This is a genomic window from Vibrio sp. KUL80, assembly GCF_059725495.1.
In genome coordinates, this window is sequence record NZ_AP045842.1 from 612,931 (window position 1) to 629,929 (window position 16,999).

Genomic DNA, 16,999 nt, shown 5'->3' on the forward strand with positions numbered 1-16,999 from the left:
TATTAATGACCCTTTAATAACCATATGATTAATAGGACTAAATGACCATACGAACTAAAAAAGCATGATTTTTTACCAAATTGACGGCTTGACACTGTGATTTACATCACCATAATACGCGCCGTTTGCCTGAAATACGGGTAAACGTACGACAAATAGGTTTAATGAATGGTGAGGTATCATATGTCTGCGGATAACAACTACAGTTTAGGGCCGGTTCCAAAATCGGCGAGAAAGGGAGTCGCTTCATTAACCATGGTGATGCTTGGTTTGACTTTCTTCTCCGCAAGTATGTGGACTGGTGGTTCCCTTGGTACTGGTCTCTCATTTAATGATTTCTTCCTCGCTGTTCTCATTGGTAACCTCATCCTCGGTATCTACACTTCTTTCCTCGGTTACATTGGCGCTTCTACTGGTCTCTCTACTCACCTTCTTGCTCGATTCTCTTTTGGTTCTAAAGGCTCTTGGCTCCCTTCTGTATTGCTAGGCGGTACGCAAGTAGGTTGGTTTGGTGTAGGTGTGGCAATGTTTGCCATCCCAGTTCAAAAAGCGACTGGCATTGACACCAACATCCTTATCTTAGTAAGTGGTCTATTGATGACTGCAACGGTTTATTTCGGTATTTCAGCGCTGATGGTTCTTTCTGCTATCGCAGTTCCTGCGATTGCCATTCTGGGTGGTTACTCAGTACTCACCGCTGTCGATAGTGCTGGCGGCGTTGCGGAGCTTCAAAAGATTCAACCAGCAGAGCCTCTCGACTTCTCAGTAGCACTTGCGATGGTGGTAGGTTCATTTGTCAGCGCAGGTACACTGACTGCCGACTTCGTTCGATTTGGTAAAAAACCGATGGGCGCGGTGTTCATTACTATGGTTGCGTTCTTTATTGGTAACTCCTTGATGTTTATCTTTGGCGCTGCGGGTGCATCGGTAACAGGTCAGTCAGACATTTCCGAGGTGATGATTGCTCAGGGTCTACTACTTCCTGCAATTATCGTTCTGGGTCTAAACATCTGGACGACCAACGACAACGCCCTTTACGCTTCGGGTCTTGGTTTCTCTAACGTGACGGGTCTACCAAGCAAATACCTATCTATGGCTAACGGTGTGGTCGGTACCTTGTGTGCTCTTTGGCTTTACAACAACTTTGTTGGCTGGCTGACTTTCTTATCACTTGCTATCCCACCAATCGGCGGCGTAATCATTGCGGACTTCCTTATCAACCGTAAACGCTACGCAAATTTTGATACGGCAAAATTCCAAACGGTAAACTGGGCAGGTATCATTGCTGTTGCTATTGGTGTAGCAGCAGGTAACTTCCTACCAGGCGTTGTCCCTGTAAATGCAGTACTTGGTGGCGCTCTGAGCTATCTTGTACTTAACCGTCTTCTTAACGCTAAAACAGCTCAGTTAGAAAACGCTGACGCGTAATTATTAGGAATTTGATGCCATGTCATCTTTGCTTATTCAGAATGCAACCATAAACGGTCGAACAGGTCAGTTTGACCTCCTTATTGAAGAAGGTTTATTCAAGGCGATCGAACCAGCGGGAACCTCGTCGTTCAGCGCTGACGATGTAATCGATGCTACAGGTCAAATGGCGACAGCGCCATTTTGTGAACCTCACATTCACTTAGACACCACTCAAACTGCTGGCGAGCCAAGTTGGAACATCTCTGGCACTCTATTTGAGGGCATTGAGCGTTGGGCTGAGCGTAAAGCGATGCTCTCAATCGACGATGTTAAGCGCCGCGCAAAACAAACACTCAAATGGCAAATAGCGAACGGTATTCAACACGTTCGCACCCACGTTGATGTCTCTGATCCAACCTTGACGGCGCTAAAAGCGATGGTTGAAGTTCGTGAAGAGATGAAACAATGGGTGGATATTCAGATTGTGGCGTTCCCGCAAGAAGGCATCCTTTCATACCCAAATGGTAAAGAGCTATTAGAACAAGCCGTACAGCTCGGTGCTGACGTTATCGGTGCTATCCCACACTTTGAGTTCACACGCGAATACGGTGTAGAGTCGCTGCATTATGTGTTCGAGCTAGCACAAAAATACGACTGCTTGATCGACGTTCACTGTGACGAAATCGATGACGAGCAATCTCGTTTTGTTGAAACGCTTGCAGCACTGGCGCACAAGTTTGAAATGGGACATCGCGTCACGGCAAGTCACACGACCGCAATGGGCTCTTATAACGGTGCTTACGCATCACGTCTATTTAGGCTACTTAAAATGTCTGGCATTAGCTTCGTTGCCAACCCGCTAGTCAACATCCACTTGCAGGGCCGCTTCGATGACTATCCAAAACGCCGCGGCGTCACTCGCGTGAAAGAAATGCTCGCAGCGAACATCAACGTTTGCTTTGGTCACGATGACGTATTTGATCCTTGGTACCCGCTAGGTACCGCCAACATGCTACAAGTTCTGCATATGGGACTGCACGTTTGCCAGGTAATGGGTTACGATCAAATCAACCAATCTTTAGATATGATCAGCCACAATTCAGCGCGCGCACTAAACATTCAAGAAACTTATGGTTTAGAGGTAGGAAAGCCAGGTAGCTTGCTACTGCTACCTGCTGAGAACGGCTTTGACGCGGTACGTCGCCAAGTCCCAGTGGGTTACTCCATTCGTCAAGGTAATGTGATCGCTCGCACAAAACCGGCCGAGACATCTATTAACTTAGGTGCAGAAGAAGCGGTTACGTTCAAACGCTAGTAGTGCCTTAAGCGAATATCTCACTCAAATTCAAGAGCAAGCGACGAAATCGCTTGCTCTTTTTTCATGATTTAACAAGAAATTCATTTAAACCGTCCATAGGTGTGGTACACTGCGCATGCTCTGGTGTTCAGAGAGTTATTTAAAGTAAGAGTAAAAAGAGTACGAGAAGTATTGTCAGATGTTTCCCTAGCGGGTATTTGTCATTCGTTTTTCCCATTTACAGCTTGATTAAATAAACAGAACCACAAAGCGAGATCGCCGCAAGGCAAAAATTTTAATCTGAAAAGTAAGGGACATAACATGTCTAACACAAATACTGGCACTGTAAAATGGTTTAACGAAGAGAAAGGCTACGGCTTCATCGCACAAGAGAACGGTCCAGACGTATTCGTTCACTTCCGCGCTATCTCTGGCGAAGGTTTCAAAACTCTAAAAGAAGGCCAAGCGGTTTCTTTTGGTGTTGAGCAAGGCCAAAAAGGTCCTCAAGCTGTAAACGTTATCCCTCAGTAATAACGTTAGCTAGCAAATTCAAAAGGCTTCGATTACTCGAAGCCTTTTTTGTATCTATCGCATTTCCATTCCCAAACCTGCTTCCTTTTCCCCATAACTTAAGTTAGAAGTCGAGATAGAAGCCAAACTCGACATTGCTGCTATCTTCAATTGGCCTCCCTGGACGAACTCGGTACTGACCCTTGGTATATTTCACGTAGGGTTGGACATAGGGCGTGTTCAGTGTTGCGGATAGATCAAAACTATTTCTGGTACCGTTTTCAAAGCCATGTTGTGAAGTCAGAACATCGACATTGTAATTTGCGCCAAGATCAACCATTGGGTGAATGCTATAGCTAACGCCTACCGTGTTTTTCCACTCTTGTCTGTGATTAGCATAATCGATTGGGTCTGGCAGTTCATAGGCTTTGGTCGTGTCACGCCACTGGTAGTAAGTATCCCAGTAGACAAACAGGCTCGGCGACACCGAATACCCGTACATAAAGCCAATATCATAAATATCAATCGACTCATCAAAACCATACTGCCCGTACACATTGAAGTAGTTTCGCTCTATCAACCAATCGTAGCTAAGCCCAAACTGCAAATAGCGATCGGTATCCACTTCCGCACTCACTGTGAGACTGTCAGTGGCCGCAATATCGACACCAAAGACCCCGATGGTTTCATCTTGGTACTGAGTGGCTTGGACGTTGAAATCAATAATATCAGCGAGTGATTGCTCCTCAGCGGCAACTGAAAGTGGAAGATCCAAAGAAAAAACAGTGATCAGTCCGTTGCGTGAAAGCTTCCATGGAAAACTAATGTTTCTCATGCAATAAATTCTCTGTATGGGTAAGGAACAACGTGAAGTTTGCGCTTAAAGGTGCTCACCAGAAGTATCACTATGATGCTGGATTACTGATGTTTAAAAAACTGAGCCAAAGATATAGCTGATATTCACCCTGTAAATACCAAGCAGAGTCGATTTCTATACCAACCGCTATCATGATAGAAAAAATTTCCGTTCTAAATTGGAACAAATGCTGATCGACACCTTTAATAAAATCAAAGGCGATGTGAGCCAAACCGCTCGATGACTCGGTATAAGAGGTAGTACCTACGACAGAAAGCTCAAAAAGCTTGCTTACAACCAATCGCAATCGAAAGGATTAATTATTTTTGTTAGACATAGGGGGTGATTTATCCGTTAATGCGCACGAATCTTAAGTACACGCTCCACAACATTTGAGTACTTAAGACGCGTTTCGTGAGCATCATGGAAGATCATCACGGGGTTTGATTTTTCAGGTAAATGCTTCTTCTCAATCATCAAATCGAGCAGCAATTCGAATAACATAAAGATGAGCGACAGCCTGAACACACAATAAGTGAGACACGCTGTGACAACGACTTCAAAGCTAGACCGCGTTCGTGCGGATTACAACGTCCAATACTGGAGCCAAAACTTCTTCGGAATCAATGACGATGGCGACGTCATTGTTTCCCCTCATAAAAATGGTCAACACCAGGTACCTCTCAACAAGATTGCGAAGGCACTTGAAGACAAAGGACTTACATTGCCTGCTCTGGTGCGTTTTCCGCAAATTATCCACCAGCGCGTGCACGGTATCTGTGATGCATTTAACCAAGCCATCCAAGACTACGGATATCAAAACGAGTACCTGCTTGTTTACCCGATCAAAGTAAACCAGCAAAAAGACGTTGTAGAACAAATTCTCGAAAGCCAAGCGGAAGCCGAAACCAAACAGCTCGGTCTAGAAGCAGGCAGTAAGCCAGAACTGATGGCAGTTCTAGCAATGGCACAGCGTGCTAGCTCCGTGATTGTATGCAACGGCTACAAAGACCGCGAGTATGTTCGCTTAGCTCTCATTGGTGAAAAGCTTGGCCACAAGGTCTTTATCGTTCTAGAAAAGCTGTCTGAGTTGGATATCGTGCTCAAAGAGGCGGCAGCACTTAACGTCAAACCTCGTGTGGGTCTGCGTATTCGCATAGCCTCTCAAGGCGCGGGTAAATGGCAATCAAGTGGTGGCGATAAATCTAAGTTCGGTTTGTCTGCCTCACAAGTACTGCAAGTTGTCGAGCGTCTAAAAGCGCAAGACCAGTTGGACATGCTACAGCTTGTTCACTTCCATTTGGGATCGCAGATGGCCAACATTCGTGATGTACGAAACGGGGTTAACGAGGCAGCTCGCTTCTACTGCGAACTTCGCAAGATGTCTGTACCTATCGCCTATTTTGATGTGGGCGGTGGTCTAGCGGTCGATTATGACGGAACACGCAGTCAGTCGAGCAGTTCTATGAACTACGGACTTGCTGAGTACGCTCGTAACATCGTGAGTACGGTTGGCGATGTATGTGCGCTGTATGAAGAAACCGCACCAGTTATTATTTCTGAGTCTGGTCGCTCGCTAACTGCGCACCACGCGGTATTGATCACTAATGTGATTGGTACAGAAAGCTATAATGTTCAGTCTGTTGATGCGCCAGCAGAAGAGGCTCATCCTCTGCTTCAGAATATGTGGCAGAACTGGCAGAGCCTAAAAGGTGGCACTGACGCCCGCGCTGTTATCGAGATTTACAACGATACACAAAGCGACCTAGCAGAAGCACATACCTTGTTTGCATCCGGTGTGGTTGATTTGCATCAGCGCGCTTGGGTAGAACAGCTCAGCCTAAGTATTTACGGTGAATTGCATCGTCAAATGGACAACAAGAATCGCTTCCACAGACCGATTCTTGATGAACTTAACGAACGATTAGCAGACAAGTTCTTTGTGAACTTCTCACTATTCCAGTCGATGCCAGATGCTTGGGGTATTGAACAAGTCTTCCCTGTTTTACCGCTATCGGGTCTTGGCAGTGAAGAACAAACGCGCGCTATCATGCTGGATATTACGTGCGACTCGGACGGTACTGTGAAGCAATATGTTGATGGTCAAGGTATTGAATCTACCTTGCCGGTACCAGCATGGAACAAAGATGAACCCTATTTGATGGGCTTCTTCCTTGTCGGTGCTTATCAAGAAATTCTTGGCGATATGCACAACTTGTTTGGTGACACCCACAGCGCGGTTGTGAACGTTACCGATGAAGGCGAGTTTGAATTTACGGCGATCGACCTAGGCGATACCGTCGAAGACATGATGCGCTACGTTCATATTGACGTAGAAGCGATCAAGCAAAACTACAAAGAGCTTGTAGAGCGTCACATCGACGTTGATGAACAAGCGCTAATTTTAGAAGAACTAGAGTGCGGCCTAACCGGTTACACCTATTTAGAGGATTTTTAAATGAATGATTTGTTTACCAAAACTGATTATTCACTGTACTCGAACGCAATGACATTTTTGCGTCGACCTTACGTGAAAAACCCAGTTTCTGCCGACGCAGACGTGGTGGTTTTTGGTGTACCTCTAGACATGGCGACCTCGGGTCGCCCTGGCGCTCGAATGGGTCCAGACGCCATTCGCCGCGCTTCGGTGAACCTAGCTTGGGAAGGCAAAAAGTTCCCATGGGACTTCAACGTATTTGATAAAACCAAAGTCATCGATTCAGGTGATTTGGTATTCGATACCGGTGATGCAGAAGATTTCACCTACCGTTTAGAAGCGGCAACCAGTGAGATCTTAAAGAGCGGTAAAACCATGCTGGCGTTGGGCGGTGATCACTTTATCACCCTGCCAATCCTGCGTGCTTATGCTAAGCATCATGGGGAAATGGCATTGATTCATTTTGATGCTCACACTGACACGTATGCGAACGGCAGCAACTATGACCATGGCACCATGTTCTACCATGCGCCAAAAGAGGGCTTAATCTCAGCGAAGCACTCCGTGCAAATCGGTATTCGTACTGAATATGATTACGATGACCACGGTTTTAATGTGATTAACGCCATGCAAGCTAACGATCAGAGTGCAGAAGAAATTGTTGCGCAGATCCGCAATATTATTGGTGATAAGCCAGTTTACATCACTTTCGATATCGACTGTCTCGATCCAGCGTTTGCACCAGGTACTGGCACACCAGTATGTGGTGGTTTGAATTCAGACAAAGTATTGAAGATCATTCGCGGTCTGGCTGGTATCAACGTTGTGGGTATGGATGTGGTTGAGGTATCGCCTCCCTATGACCAAAGTGAGTTGACTGCATTGGCAGGCGCGACGATTGCCCTTGAACTTCTTTACGTTTGGGCGAGTAAAGAAAGCCAAAACTAGCGAGCGACATAAAGCGAGGTACTGATACCTCGCTTTTTTATAATCACGATTTGTCGTGGCGTAAAATGACAAATCCTCTTTTACCATTTCTCTAAACTATGCCTCATCCCAACACCTATGAGGCACTACAACCATGCGTAACCTACTTCTTATTGTCGCAGCTCTATTGCTACCGGTATCAGCAAGCTATGCCAGTATTTCTATCAAGACTGATAATCTTGAGCTCAGTGAAGACTGTGTAAGCTACGAGTCAGACCGAGTACGAATCGAGTCGGAAGAATGTGATGGTAAACATCATAAGAACAAGGATAACCGTAGTGCACACGGAAAAAACAATCCTGGTAAAGGGCATGGTAAGAAGAAATAGCACAGTCATTGATAGAAAAAAGCCCAATATACTTGAATATATTGGGCTTTTCTAAAGTATCCGAAGTTACCACATCAGATCATCAGGCACCACGTATTGTGCATATGGGTCATCTTCTTCGACCACTTCTTCTTTAACATCATTTTCAATGACAGTTTCTTGATCACGCTCTGCAATCTTTTTCGCCACAACCGTCGGAATCACTGCATAGCTCTCTTCAAGACGAACAATAGACAGGTTGCCTTTGCTGAGTTGATCGCGGATCTCTTGTGTGACATAGAGGGATTTCACTAGCGTGCCGTCGGTAAAGTTGTATTTAATGTCACCATCACCAAGCGCTATCGTATTTAGGGTGATAAGTTGCTTCACCTGTGCTTTGATTTCTTTACTTAGCTTAGCTTCATCACGCTGCTTGTTGAGCTCTTGATCACGCTCTTTTTGCGCTGCTTTATTTTCTTCAACAGCTGCTTTAGCTTCGCGTGCTTGAACACGTGACTTCTTTGAGCCTTTCTTGGCTTTCTTCAATTTTTTCTCGTTGACCAGACCTGCTTTTAGCATCTGCTCTTGAAGGCTTAGTTTCGACATGAAATGCAATCCTAGTTTGTTCTCACAATTGTATGCATGATCCCAAGAAAGCCCTTGAAGAGCAAGTCCAATCCAAAGGAATATGACCTCGTCTCCCGCGATTCGTCGTGCGCGTCTTTTGGAGACTTGCCAGCCGAGATCTCTGTCTATAGATCACGTAACCGATTGAACCTTTTGAGACTCGGTACGGTTTAGGATATGTTGATTGTTAACGACTTTTCACCATCATATAACCTCTATGTTACTTGACCTCTCTCAGATAATTTTGCTCTTCCTCGCTGGCGTGTTTGGTGGTGTACTTAACTCTGTCGCAGGAGGAGGAAGCTTCATCACCTTCCCTGCACTGCTTTTCGTCGGAATACCCCCGATTGTCGCCAATGCCACCAATACCTTTGCGGCTTGTGCTGGTTATCTGAGTGGTACCTACGCGTTCAGGCTCGAAGTACTTAAAGATCGCAATAACCTGCTTAAAATTGTCCTTCTTAGTATTGCCGGGGGCATCAGCGGCAGTTACCTATTGATTTTGGTGTCTGAGCAACAGTTTGTTTCCGCGATTCCATGGTTACTGCTGTTTGCAACTTTGCTGTTTATCTTTGGTGATAGCATCAATAAGCGATTGCAGAAAGCCAGTAGCAATCGTCATTTAGGTGGGCTTGTCGCCTTTGGTTTGGGCGTGTTTCTGTTCTGTGTAGGCGTTTTCGGCGGCTTTTTTAATGCCGGGTTAGGCGTCATCGGTTTGAGTTACCTTGCGGTTGCTGGCTACAAAGACATTAATTTAATGAACGGCCTCAAACTCCTTATTTCTACCTGTGCGTCAGCCATTGCTATTGTCCTATTTGTTTTCAATGGACTCATCGACTGGTATTCCGGCATTGCCGTTATGCTTGGGACTCTTACTGGCGGTTACGTGGCTGCAAGGCTTTCACGACAACTACCCCAGGTTGTGGTTAGACGTTTCGTTACCTTTAGCTCGATTGCGATCACTTGCTACTTTTTCTACGACACCTATTTATAACCCTTGGATATAACCTCTATTCTTTTTATCACCCTCTGACCTATTGATAACAAAGCTATGACCTAACGGTTAAACTGCCGCCAGCTGGATATGTTACTGATAGCACCTAATCTATGAGTACTTATGACAAATCGTTTAGAGGTCCCCTATGTCATCACGTATCGCGTTGCTTCTGACGCTGGTTTCCACGTCATTGGCAGCACAGCCTGATCCTTTTCCAACACAACCAAACGACACTGGAAAGTCGTTTATGGTCAGTGCCACCAACCCTTATGTGACCAGCACAGGGTATTCAATCTTGAAACAAGGTGGCAATGCGGTGGATGCCATGGTGGCGATGCAAATGGTGATGTCGGTGGTTGAACCTGACATGACAGGCATCGGAGGCGGCACCTTTGCGCTCTATTACGACAACAAAGCTAACTCGTTTACGGCCTATGACGGGCGCGATGAAGCTCCGTCTAGTGCAACGCCAGATATGTTTTTGGATGACAACGGCAAAGCAATCAGCCGAAATGACATTCTAGGCCCACGTTCGGTTGCCATTCCTGGCACATTGAAGCTTCTGTACCACACTCATCAAAAACACGGTAACTTAGCGTGGAAACAATTGGTTCAGCCTGCCATCAACTACGCTGAGCATGGCTATTCAATGAATAGCTACACCTACGATATCGTTGTCCGTGAACAATCAAGATTGGTTCATGATCCTGAAATCAAATCACTCTATTGGAACGGTGATGATATTCGCCCTACTGGCACCCTTATGACCAACCCGAAAATGGCAGCGACACTAAAAGCTATTGCGGAGCAAGGTGCAAACTATATGTATCAGGGTCCACTGGCTAAACGTATTGTCGACACCGTAAACGCACAATTGGACAAAGGACAGCCTAAGCTATCGGTTGAAGATTTTGCAAACTATCGGGTAAAAACTCGTGACATCGTTAAGTCCGACTATCGCGGTAACGAAATCGTATCGTTTGGTTATCCGGCGTCTGGTGGCGTTCTGGTTTCTCAGTCACTCGATATGCTTGAGAAGTACGATATCGCCTCGATGCCAAAAACGACGGCAGAGCCGTGGCGCTTAATGGTGGAGGCCATGCGTCTAGCCAAAGCCGATCGCATCGCTTACGCAGGTGACCCGAGTTATGTTGAAACGCCAGTAGAGGCTCTGCTCGACGAAGATTACCTCGATGACCGTTTTGATATGATCCCAGAGCAAGGTGCTGGAGACAGCAAAACCATCAAACCAGGTCTGCCTGGAATCAAAACACCGGCTCAACACGAAGGCTTTGAGAGTCAAGATACCGGCCATATCTCCATTGTAGATAGTGAGGGCAACGCGATCGCGATGACAAGTACTGTTGGCACCGGCATGGGCTCTGGCGTCATGGTCGACGGCGTCTTGCTCAACGCGCAAATGGCAAACTTCTCATCGATACCAACACTCAAAGGTAAGCCTGTCCAAAACGCTATTGAGGCAGGTAAACGCCCTCGTTCAGCAATCACTCCTTTGATGATGTTCGATGAAGATGGCAAGCTTCGTTTAGTTGTCGGTAGCCCTGGTAGTTCACAAATCCCTGGGTACGTACTGAAGACCATCGTGGGCGTGGTCGATTGGAACCTATCAGCACAGGATGCGATTGATCTTCCGAATATTCAATATGGTACTAAGATCGACCGAACTAAGCCGTACAACCCAACTGGGCTGCTCGTAGAGAAGCGCACCTTTGCAGAATCAATGGTGCCAAGCTTCGCTGAAATGGGCTATAAGGTGCACGTCATCCCGGTAGTCAGCGGTCTGAATGCGATTGAAGTTAAAGATGGCGAGCTGCACGGAGCAACTGACCGCCGCAGGGCTTCTACATCATTAGGCGATTAATCTCTGATTGAGGCATTCCGTATCGCTTAGAAACAAAAAAACCTCCGGCTCAATAAGCCGGAGGTTTTGTTTTTAGATTAAGGCATTATTTTTGGTATTGATCGTGAGACACGTCAAGCTGGTAGAACGTCGCTTGAGAGTAATCGTCTAGATCACCACTAATGTTTTGGTTGTATACACCAGCTTTGAAGTACATATACTTGCCACCAACGTCATAACCACTGTCGCTCATGTCAACAACTTGTACCACGTCGTCTTTGCCTTCACGCATTAGTGTAACCGTCATAGTGTTACCTTTAACTTCAATGCGGTAGCTAAATACTTCACCAAGTGCGATGCCGTCTTCACCGACTTCAGCAGTCATATCGCCCACTAGAGGGTAGAAGTCTTCTTTTGTTGCATCTTGGCTTTCGTGTGCAAAGTATACTGCGCCCGTTGCTTGATTTGGCAGTTTACGGTAGTACAAACGAATTGGCTCGTCGTTTTGGTCGTGAATCTGACCAATGATAAAGCGGCCAACTTCGTTCGCGTTACCTGTTGTGGTTGCATGGTCGATTTTCAACGTCGCTTCCATCACACCGTCAATACCGCCAGCCGCTTCTAGATCCGCTTGAGGAGCACTTGAGAATACCCAGTTGTTCTTGTTAACACCTTTAGTGCTAATCGACTGGTCACCACGGCGCATCATTTCACGAAGCTCAGTACGCGCGTACTTAGTATTCTTCGATGTACGTACACCTTTCACATAAGACTTGAATACTAGACCGCCGTCATCTGCTGTGTAGAAGATTTCTGGATGTTGGTAACCGTTCGCAAGGTTCCACTCAGAAACGTCATCCGGCTTGCCATTTTTGTCATGGTCGAATGGTTGAGATAGGTACCAGTGCGTCAAATCAAAGTTTTCGCTTGGTGCGTTACCCGCAAGCGGCTTCTCTGGTAGGTTAGTTGGTACCGGCAGCGCGCTGCGAGTGTCACATTTTACTGTTGTTTCACATGGGTATACTGCAGGTGCACCAAAGTTACCTTTACGTAGATCTTTGCGTGCTTCTTTGCGTGCCTTTTCAGCCGCTTTCATCTCAGCAATCATTGTTGCTTCTGCTGCAACCACTGCTGGAGTAATGATGTGGCTCGCTGGACAAGCATTGATGCCACAGTTTACAGCTGCAAGCTCAGTGACACTGTTCCAACCGTTCTTAGTGTTGCCATGGCCAACGTATCGTACGTAGCGTGCTTTAACAGCAGGTTCAAACTGGAAGCGCTCTAGACCAATCGCTTGACCTGAGCTCATTTGGTTTTCTAGCACTGTTGTCCAGTTTTCACCATCGACACTAACTTGGATATCAAACTTAGACTGACGCTCGTTACCTTTACTGAACGCGGCTTGAACAGCGTCAAACTCTTGCACTGAACCGTAGTCCAACATCGCCCACTCACCGTCACCAGCAGAAGACCAGCGCGTAGTAAGGTCTTGGTCAAATAGACGATCAGGTCCATTACCATCGTGACTGCTTGCCGTGATCGCAACCGGCGTCAAAAGTGGCTCGCCAGTTTCTTTGTTGTTCGGGAAATCAGAAGTTGGTGTGCTTGTGCTCGCGCAACCAACCGCTAGTAATACAGAAGAAGCAACCAGGCTCTTTAGAATCGTTTGTTTCATATCAAATCCATTATTGTCGTACAAAGACAGCGTATGTAAGCGAAAATGAGTTCGCAAACAGCTATTTTTAGGTACTTAACCTTCAAATGTGGGCCGTTACACAAAACTTTACATAATCTTATAATACAAATAAATTTTTAATTTGATAAATGAGACTGCCGACACTTTTTGTGTTTCTGATACTTTAACTCGGTCACATTTGTTATTGATAAATTAGTGGACAGGCAGGTTATCTCGTTTAAAAGGTCGCTTTGATAGCCCCCTTTAAACAACCTTTTAGTGCAGTCAAAGTCAGAAAGCTTGACCGGAATAAAAAAAGCCGAGCTTTCGCTCGGCTAGGTATATCATCGCTTGGGAAGAGTCGATGAGATATTTTGATTTCGTTATCAATTAAACGATGCGCAGACCACCTTGAGCGATGGCGAATCGACGTGCACGTGTGAACGATAGTGCATTGGTAATGCCTTCACCCGTTGGGCCAGCGATTGTGAACGTTGACGTACCTTCTGCGTTGTAACCTACACCAGAAAGTGTTGGCCCATTGTGAGCAAAGATAGTCGTGTTAATGCGACCACCAAACTTAGTGACGTTCTCGATGTTACCTGAATAGATGCATGCAGAGTGCTTATTGCCACGCTCAGCGGCTACCGCACGTTCAATCGCTTCATCGATGTCTTTACAGATAACCACTGGTAAAACCGGCATCATTTGCTCTACGTGCACGAGTGGGTGATCGTTCTCAACCAACATAACCGCTAGACGAGTGTCAGACTTAACGCCGATCGACTTCAGGATTTCGCCTGCGTCCTGACCAACATATTGCTTCACAGGGTGCCATACACGCGCAATTTCATGTGCAGTGCATGGTTTCGCACCTTCAAACTCATCAAGAGTTAGAATCTTGTCAGTCAGCTTCTCTGCTTCTTTCGCAGACATCACGTACGCACCAACTTCTTCTAGTTTGTCTAGGAATGCATCCGCTACAGACTCTTCAACGAAGACTTCTTTTTCACCGATACATAGTAGGTTGTTATCGAAAGAGGCACCGCCGTATACGCCAGCAGCTGCGAGGTCTAGGTTTGCTGATGCGTCAACGATAACCGGTGGGTTACCAGCGCCAGCGCCCACACCTTTCTTACCAGACTGAAGAATCGCTTTTACCAGACCAGGACCGCCAGTGCCTACCAGCATGTTGATGAGTGGAGAGCTCGCAATCTCGTTTAGGGTTTCTAGTGTTGGCTCTTTCACCATAGTCACTAGGTTTTCTGGACCACCTGCAGCAACGATAGTGTCGTTCAGAAGGTCGATCATCATGGCAGACACAACTTTTGATGATGGGTGAACATTGAACGTTACGGCATTACCACCTGCTAGCATAGAGATAGCATTGTTAACGATCGTTTCAGTTGGGTTGGTCACTGGCGTTACTGCGCCAATAACACCGTAAGGTGCACGCTCACCGAGAGAAATACCGTTGTCACCAGACCAAACCTGAGTTTCTAAGATCTCTGTACCAGGCGTCTTAGCAGCAGTTAGCTGGTGCTTAGCAACCTTGTCTTCTACACGACCCAGTTTGGTCTCTTCACGAACCATTTTTGCGAAGTCTTCTGCACGCGCTAATACTGCACCGCGAATTGCAGTGATGATGGCTTCGCGACCTTCTTTAGTACAGTTAACGTAGTACTCGATTTGAGCTTTGTGAGTTGCTTCAATCGCAGCGTCCACTGTCGCGAATACACCTTTAGCGTTGTTGATATCAAAAGACATAATGATTACCTCGTGAGATTTGGTGCTATAAGAGCTGGGCTTTGCCCTCTATTTGCTCTTTTGAGCTTGTTGGCTGAGCTTTATCGCTAGCCTCAAGATGGTGACAATTTACCCCAAGCATTCATCGAAACTATGTCACTCAGCGTCAATTTAATTGACCAAGATACCTATTTCTGACAAGTATGTTACTTGACTGTTTGGGGCGAAAAAATCGGAGGAAAGAAGCTGCACGAAAGATCAGTAAGTTAGCAGCATCATGGCAGATAATCGGGCGGCCGTGCGGGGTAAGGCGTGTTACTTTTACTAAGCAATGAAGTAACGGTAACTCACAATGTATTGAGCAAAATTATGAATTAAATCTTTGTTTGATATGGACTTATAACATGCACTTAGGGCACATATTTTAATGTTAAATCACGCTTATCAATGTAAGCTGAAAGCAAAAGGGTAAGCTAGACGTAAGTGTCGACCCCTGGTTTTTTATGAGCGATCTGCTCACCTTTGTAAGTCTTCACCACCACACCCGCTTCATTTGTGATTTTAATTTCATGACCACTGACAAGTGTTGCTGTCGACCCACCACCATTAGATTTCAAAAATCCGTTGATGTACTTGGTCGTATCCTTCAAGTGTTGTTGAATGTGAGGCTGGTACAACGCATTATTGGTTTTCAAAAGAATCTAATCTCACGCAATTTCTTGGAAAGAATATAATCCACCCTGATCGATATAATCCTTATTCTTGATCATAAATCGCGCAACTAAAGCGTGTTGTTTCGCTTGGCTAACGCTAGCGTGTCTATATCAATTTCAGAGCGAATCGATGCGGTAAGACTATCTTTGTCTGTGTATTTTTTACCGTAGGTAAGATTGAAACCGTAGTTAAAGTCTTTAGGGTTCTCCCCTTGAGTGTGCTGTAGCAACGTTTCTATCTTATCAAATGCCTTAGCCAACTTTGCCTCTTCAGAGCTAGCATTTTCATAGTCATCCCAAAGCATTACGATCTCTTCTCTCAGTTGTTCGGGGAGCGGGTTTAGTAGAGTCAGTAAATCCCTTCGTTCTTGCTCCCCTTTATTGGTGCCCTCTACTTGATCTGTTGCGGCTATATCACCGCTAATCGCCTCTCCAAGGTCATGAATAATGCACATTTTTAGGAGTTTTAAGGTATCTATCTGGTCATACTGCTCGGCAAACATCATCACCATCAAGCACAAACGCCATGTGTGCTCTGCAGTGCTTTCTTGCCTGCCGTTAGAAGTATGAGCAGTACGCAGGGTATTTTTAAGTTGCTCTGCATTTTTGAGGAACGTAAGGATTGCGGAAGTATCGTTATTCATTGTTTTAATCTTTCAAACTAGCGCGAACAATGAGCTTAGTTCAGCAGTTAGTCGCGCTAGAATCAAATATCTTTGGCGGTTCAGCTTTCTCGGTATTTCAACGGCCAGCTATTAAACTAGGCTTGGCTAGCCAAATCGATGACTAAGCGCCGGAAGCGCAATACGTTCGTCCACCAAACGTTGATCGTGTTCATAATCAGTGTTAGGGACAATTTTCCAACCTTTGTTGTAATGCTCTTTCAAAGCACAAACCAGTTGATAAAAACTCCATCGCTCCGTCGCGTTACTGTCTAGGTGGTACAAGCCCGGTTCATTTCTTTCAATCAGCTGCAAAAACGCAATGGCCGTATCATCCATATGTGATGTGGCCGGAAACCAAGCCTCGCTGGCGTTGATAACCCCTTGTTCTAGATGTTGCTGCTCTAAATGCGCCAACATGTTGTTACCCGTGGTTTCGTCGTGGATCTGCCATCCGATCCTAGCGATCATCGCATCTGGATTGACATTCCAAATCGCATCTTCACACTGGATTTTGTACTGCCCGTACGCCTCTCTCGCATTGCGTTCTTGAAAGATACCGTAAGGTCCATCAATTTCAGAATCAAATACCATAGCAGTGCTTACAAAAAGAAAAGGTATCCCCTGCTCTTTACAACGCGTAGCGAGCCAAGCAGCCCAGTTTTCGTCTCCCATAGCCATATGACAGACAGCATCGATCGAGTGTTTGTGCCAAAACTGTGTGCTTTGCTGCTCATCTTGTGGTGACACGACGTGGTGGTTCCACTCTAGAACTCTCCATCCACGGAGGGAAAATTGAGCAGCAACTTTAGGGCCGAGTGTGCCGGTTAGACCTGTCATTAGAACGGTTTTCATTGAATGACTCTGAGGTTGGTTTTCAATGAAAGTCAGTTAATCATATACAAAAAAAGGCT

15 protein-coding genes are annotated in these 16,999 nt (G+C 45.8%); 8 read left to right on the forward strand and 7 right to left on the reverse strand.

Features of this window, described 5'->3' with window-relative positions; genetic code table 11:
• Positions 1 to 183: 183 nt before the first annotated feature.
• From codB to AC6I8U_RS19410, 3 genes are all read left to right on the forward strand, one after another.
• Positions 184 to 1,428, forward strand: a complete 1,245-nt coding sequence (gene codB / locus AC6I8U_RS19400; RefSeq protein ID WP_394149310.1) for a cytosine permease — start codon at positions 184 to 186, stop codon at positions 1,426 to 1,428.
• 19 nt (positions 1,429 to 1,447) lie between these two features.
• A complete protein-coding gene (locus AC6I8U_RS19405) occupies positions 1,448 to 2,725 on the forward strand; it encodes a cytosine deaminase (protein WP_498019358.1) in 1,278 nt (425 codons plus the stop codon).
• Between the two features lie 303 nt (positions 2,726 to 3,028).
• Positions 3,029 to 3,238, forward strand: a complete 210-nt coding sequence (locus tag AC6I8U_RS19410; RefSeq protein ID WP_006069145.1) for a cold-shock protein — start codon at positions 3,029 to 3,031, stop codon at positions 3,236 to 3,238.
• A 103-nt stretch (positions 3,239 to 3,341) separates the two neighbouring features.
• Here AC6I8U_RS19410 and AC6I8U_RS19415 read toward each other — a convergent pair whose 3' ends face one another.
• Positions 3,342 to 4,052 (reverse strand): hypothetical protein, encoded by a 711-nt coding sequence (locus AC6I8U_RS19415; RefSeq protein WP_498019359.1) that lies wholly within the window; start codon positions 4,050 to 4,052, stop codon positions 3,342 to 3,344.
• Between the two features lie 568 nt (positions 4,053 to 4,620).
• Between AC6I8U_RS19415 and speA the strand changes: the two genes are divergently transcribed.
• From speA to AC6I8U_RS19430, 3 genes are all read left to right on the forward strand, one after another.
• Complete coding sequence (gene speA, locus AC6I8U_RS19420; protein ID WP_498019360.1) at positions 4,621 to 6,531, forward strand: arginine decarboxylase; 1,911 nt, start codon at positions 4,621 to 4,623, stop codon at positions 6,529 to 6,531.
• Complete coding sequence (gene speB / locus AC6I8U_RS19425; RefSeq protein WP_498019361.1) at positions 6,532 to 7,458, forward strand: agmatinase; 927 nt, start codon at positions 6,532 to 6,534, stop codon at positions 7,456 to 7,458. It begins immediately after the preceding gene.
• 133 nt (positions 7,459 to 7,591) lie between these two features.
• Complete coding sequence (locus tag AC6I8U_RS19430) at positions 7,592 to 7,825, forward strand: hypothetical protein (RefSeq protein WP_128650442.1); 234 nt, start codon at positions 7,592 to 7,594, stop codon at positions 7,823 to 7,825.
• A gap of 66 nt (positions 7,826 to 7,891) precedes the next feature.
• Here the strand turns inward: AC6I8U_RS19430 and AC6I8U_RS19435 are convergent, their stop codons facing one another.
• Positions 7,892 to 8,410, reverse strand: a complete 519-nt coding sequence (locus AC6I8U_RS19435) for a DUF2058 domain-containing protein (RefSeq protein WP_498019362.1) — start codon at positions 8,408 to 8,410, stop codon at positions 7,892 to 7,894.
• Between the two features lie 238 nt (positions 8,411 to 8,648).
• Between AC6I8U_RS19435 and AC6I8U_RS19440 the strand changes: the two genes are divergently transcribed.
• Positions 8,649 to 9,425, forward strand: a complete 777-nt coding sequence (locus AC6I8U_RS19440; RefSeq protein ID WP_498019363.1) for a sulfite exporter TauE/SafE family protein — start codon at positions 8,649 to 8,651, stop codon at positions 9,423 to 9,425.
• A 148-nt stretch (positions 9,426 to 9,573) separates the two neighbouring features.
• Positions 9,574 to 11,310: a gamma-glutamyltransferase gene (ggt, locus tag AC6I8U_RS19445; RefSeq protein WP_498019364.1), complete on the forward strand. Its 1,737-nt coding sequence runs from the start codon at positions 9,574 to 9,576 to the stop codon at positions 11,308 to 11,310.
• A gap of 85 nt (positions 11,311 to 11,395) precedes the next feature.
• On the opposite strand, the gene AC6I8U_RS19450 is transcribed toward ggt, so the two are convergent.
• The 5 genes from AC6I8U_RS19450 to AC6I8U_RS19470 form a co-directional block, all read right to left on the reverse strand.
• A complete protein-coding gene (locus AC6I8U_RS19450; protein ID WP_234496279.1) occupies positions 11,396 to 12,964 on the reverse strand; it encodes a polysaccharide lyase family 7 protein in 1,569 nt (522 codons plus the stop codon).
• A gap of 390 nt (positions 12,965 to 13,354) precedes the next feature.
• On the reverse strand, positions 13,355 to 14,731 hold the full coding sequence (locus AC6I8U_RS19455) for an aldehyde dehydrogenase EutE (protein WP_252015511.1): 1,377 nt from the start codon (positions 14,729 to 14,731) through the stop codon (positions 13,355 to 13,357).
• Between the two features lie 452 nt (positions 14,732 to 15,183).
• Positions 15,184 to 15,405: a hypothetical protein gene (locus AC6I8U_RS19460; protein WP_498019365.1), complete on the reverse strand. Its 222-nt coding sequence runs from the start codon at positions 15,403 to 15,405 to the stop codon at positions 15,184 to 15,186.
• Between the two features lie 86 nt (positions 15,406 to 15,491).
• The gene (locus tag AC6I8U_RS19465) at positions 15,492 to 16,067 is read right to left on the reverse strand and encodes an HD domain-containing protein (protein WP_498019366.1); all 576 of its coding nucleotides are present in this window, start codon (positions 16,065 to 16,067) and stop codon (positions 15,492 to 15,494) included.
• A 126-nt stretch (positions 16,068 to 16,193) separates the two neighbouring features.
• Complete coding sequence (locus tag AC6I8U_RS19470; RefSeq protein ID WP_498019367.1) at positions 16,194 to 16,940, reverse strand: sugar nucleotide-binding protein; 747 nt, start codon at positions 16,938 to 16,940, stop codon at positions 16,194 to 16,196.
• Between the last annotated feature and the right edge of the window lie 59 nt (positions 16,941 to 16,999).

Coding starts and splice junctions, on each gene's coding strand:
- codB (WP_394149310.1), top strand. CDS start 184: ATGTCTGCGGATAACAACTACAGTTTAGGGCCGGTTCCAAAATCGGCG.
- AC6I8U_RS19405 (WP_498019358.1), top strand. CDS start 1,448: ATGTCATCTTTGCTTATTCAGAATGCAACCATAAACGGTCGAACAGGT.
- AC6I8U_RS19410 (WP_006069145.1), top strand. CDS start 3,029: ATGTCTAACACAAATACTGGCACTGTAAAATGGTTTAACGAAGAGAAA.
- AC6I8U_RS19415 (WP_498019359.1), bottom strand. CDS start 4,052: ATGAGAAACATTAGTTTTCCATGGAAGCTTTCACGCAACGGACTGATC.
- speB (WP_498019361.1), top strand. CDS start 6,532: ATGAATGATTTGTTTACCAAAACTGATTATTCACTGTACTCGAACGCA.
- AC6I8U_RS19430 (WP_128650442.1), top strand. CDS start 7,592: ATGCGTAACCTACTTCTTATTGTCGCAGCTCTATTGCTACCGGTATCA.
- AC6I8U_RS19435 (WP_498019362.1), bottom strand. CDS start 8,410: ATGTCGAAACTAAGCCTTCAAGAGCAGATGCTAAAAGCAGGTCTGGTC.
- AC6I8U_RS19440 (WP_498019363.1), top strand. CDS start 8,649: ATGTTACTTGACCTCTCTCAGATAATTTTGCTCTTCCTCGCTGGCGTG.
- ggt (WP_498019364.1), top strand. CDS start 9,574: ATGTCATCACGTATCGCGTTGCTTCTGACGCTGGTTTCCACGTCATTG.
- AC6I8U_RS19450 (WP_234496279.1), bottom strand. CDS start 12,964: ATGAAACAAACGATTCTAAAGAGCCTGGTTGCTTCTTCTGTATTACTA.
- AC6I8U_RS19455 (WP_252015511.1), bottom strand. CDS start 14,731: ATGTCTTTTGATATCAACAACGCTAAAGGTGTATTCGCGACAGTGGAC.
- AC6I8U_RS19465 (WP_498019366.1), bottom strand. CDS start 16,067: ATGAATAACGATACTTCCGCAATCCTTACGTTCCTCAAAAATGCAGAG.
- AC6I8U_RS19470 (WP_498019367.1), bottom strand. CDS start 16,940: ATGAAAACCGTTCTAATGACAGGTCTAACCGGCACACTCGGCCCTAAA.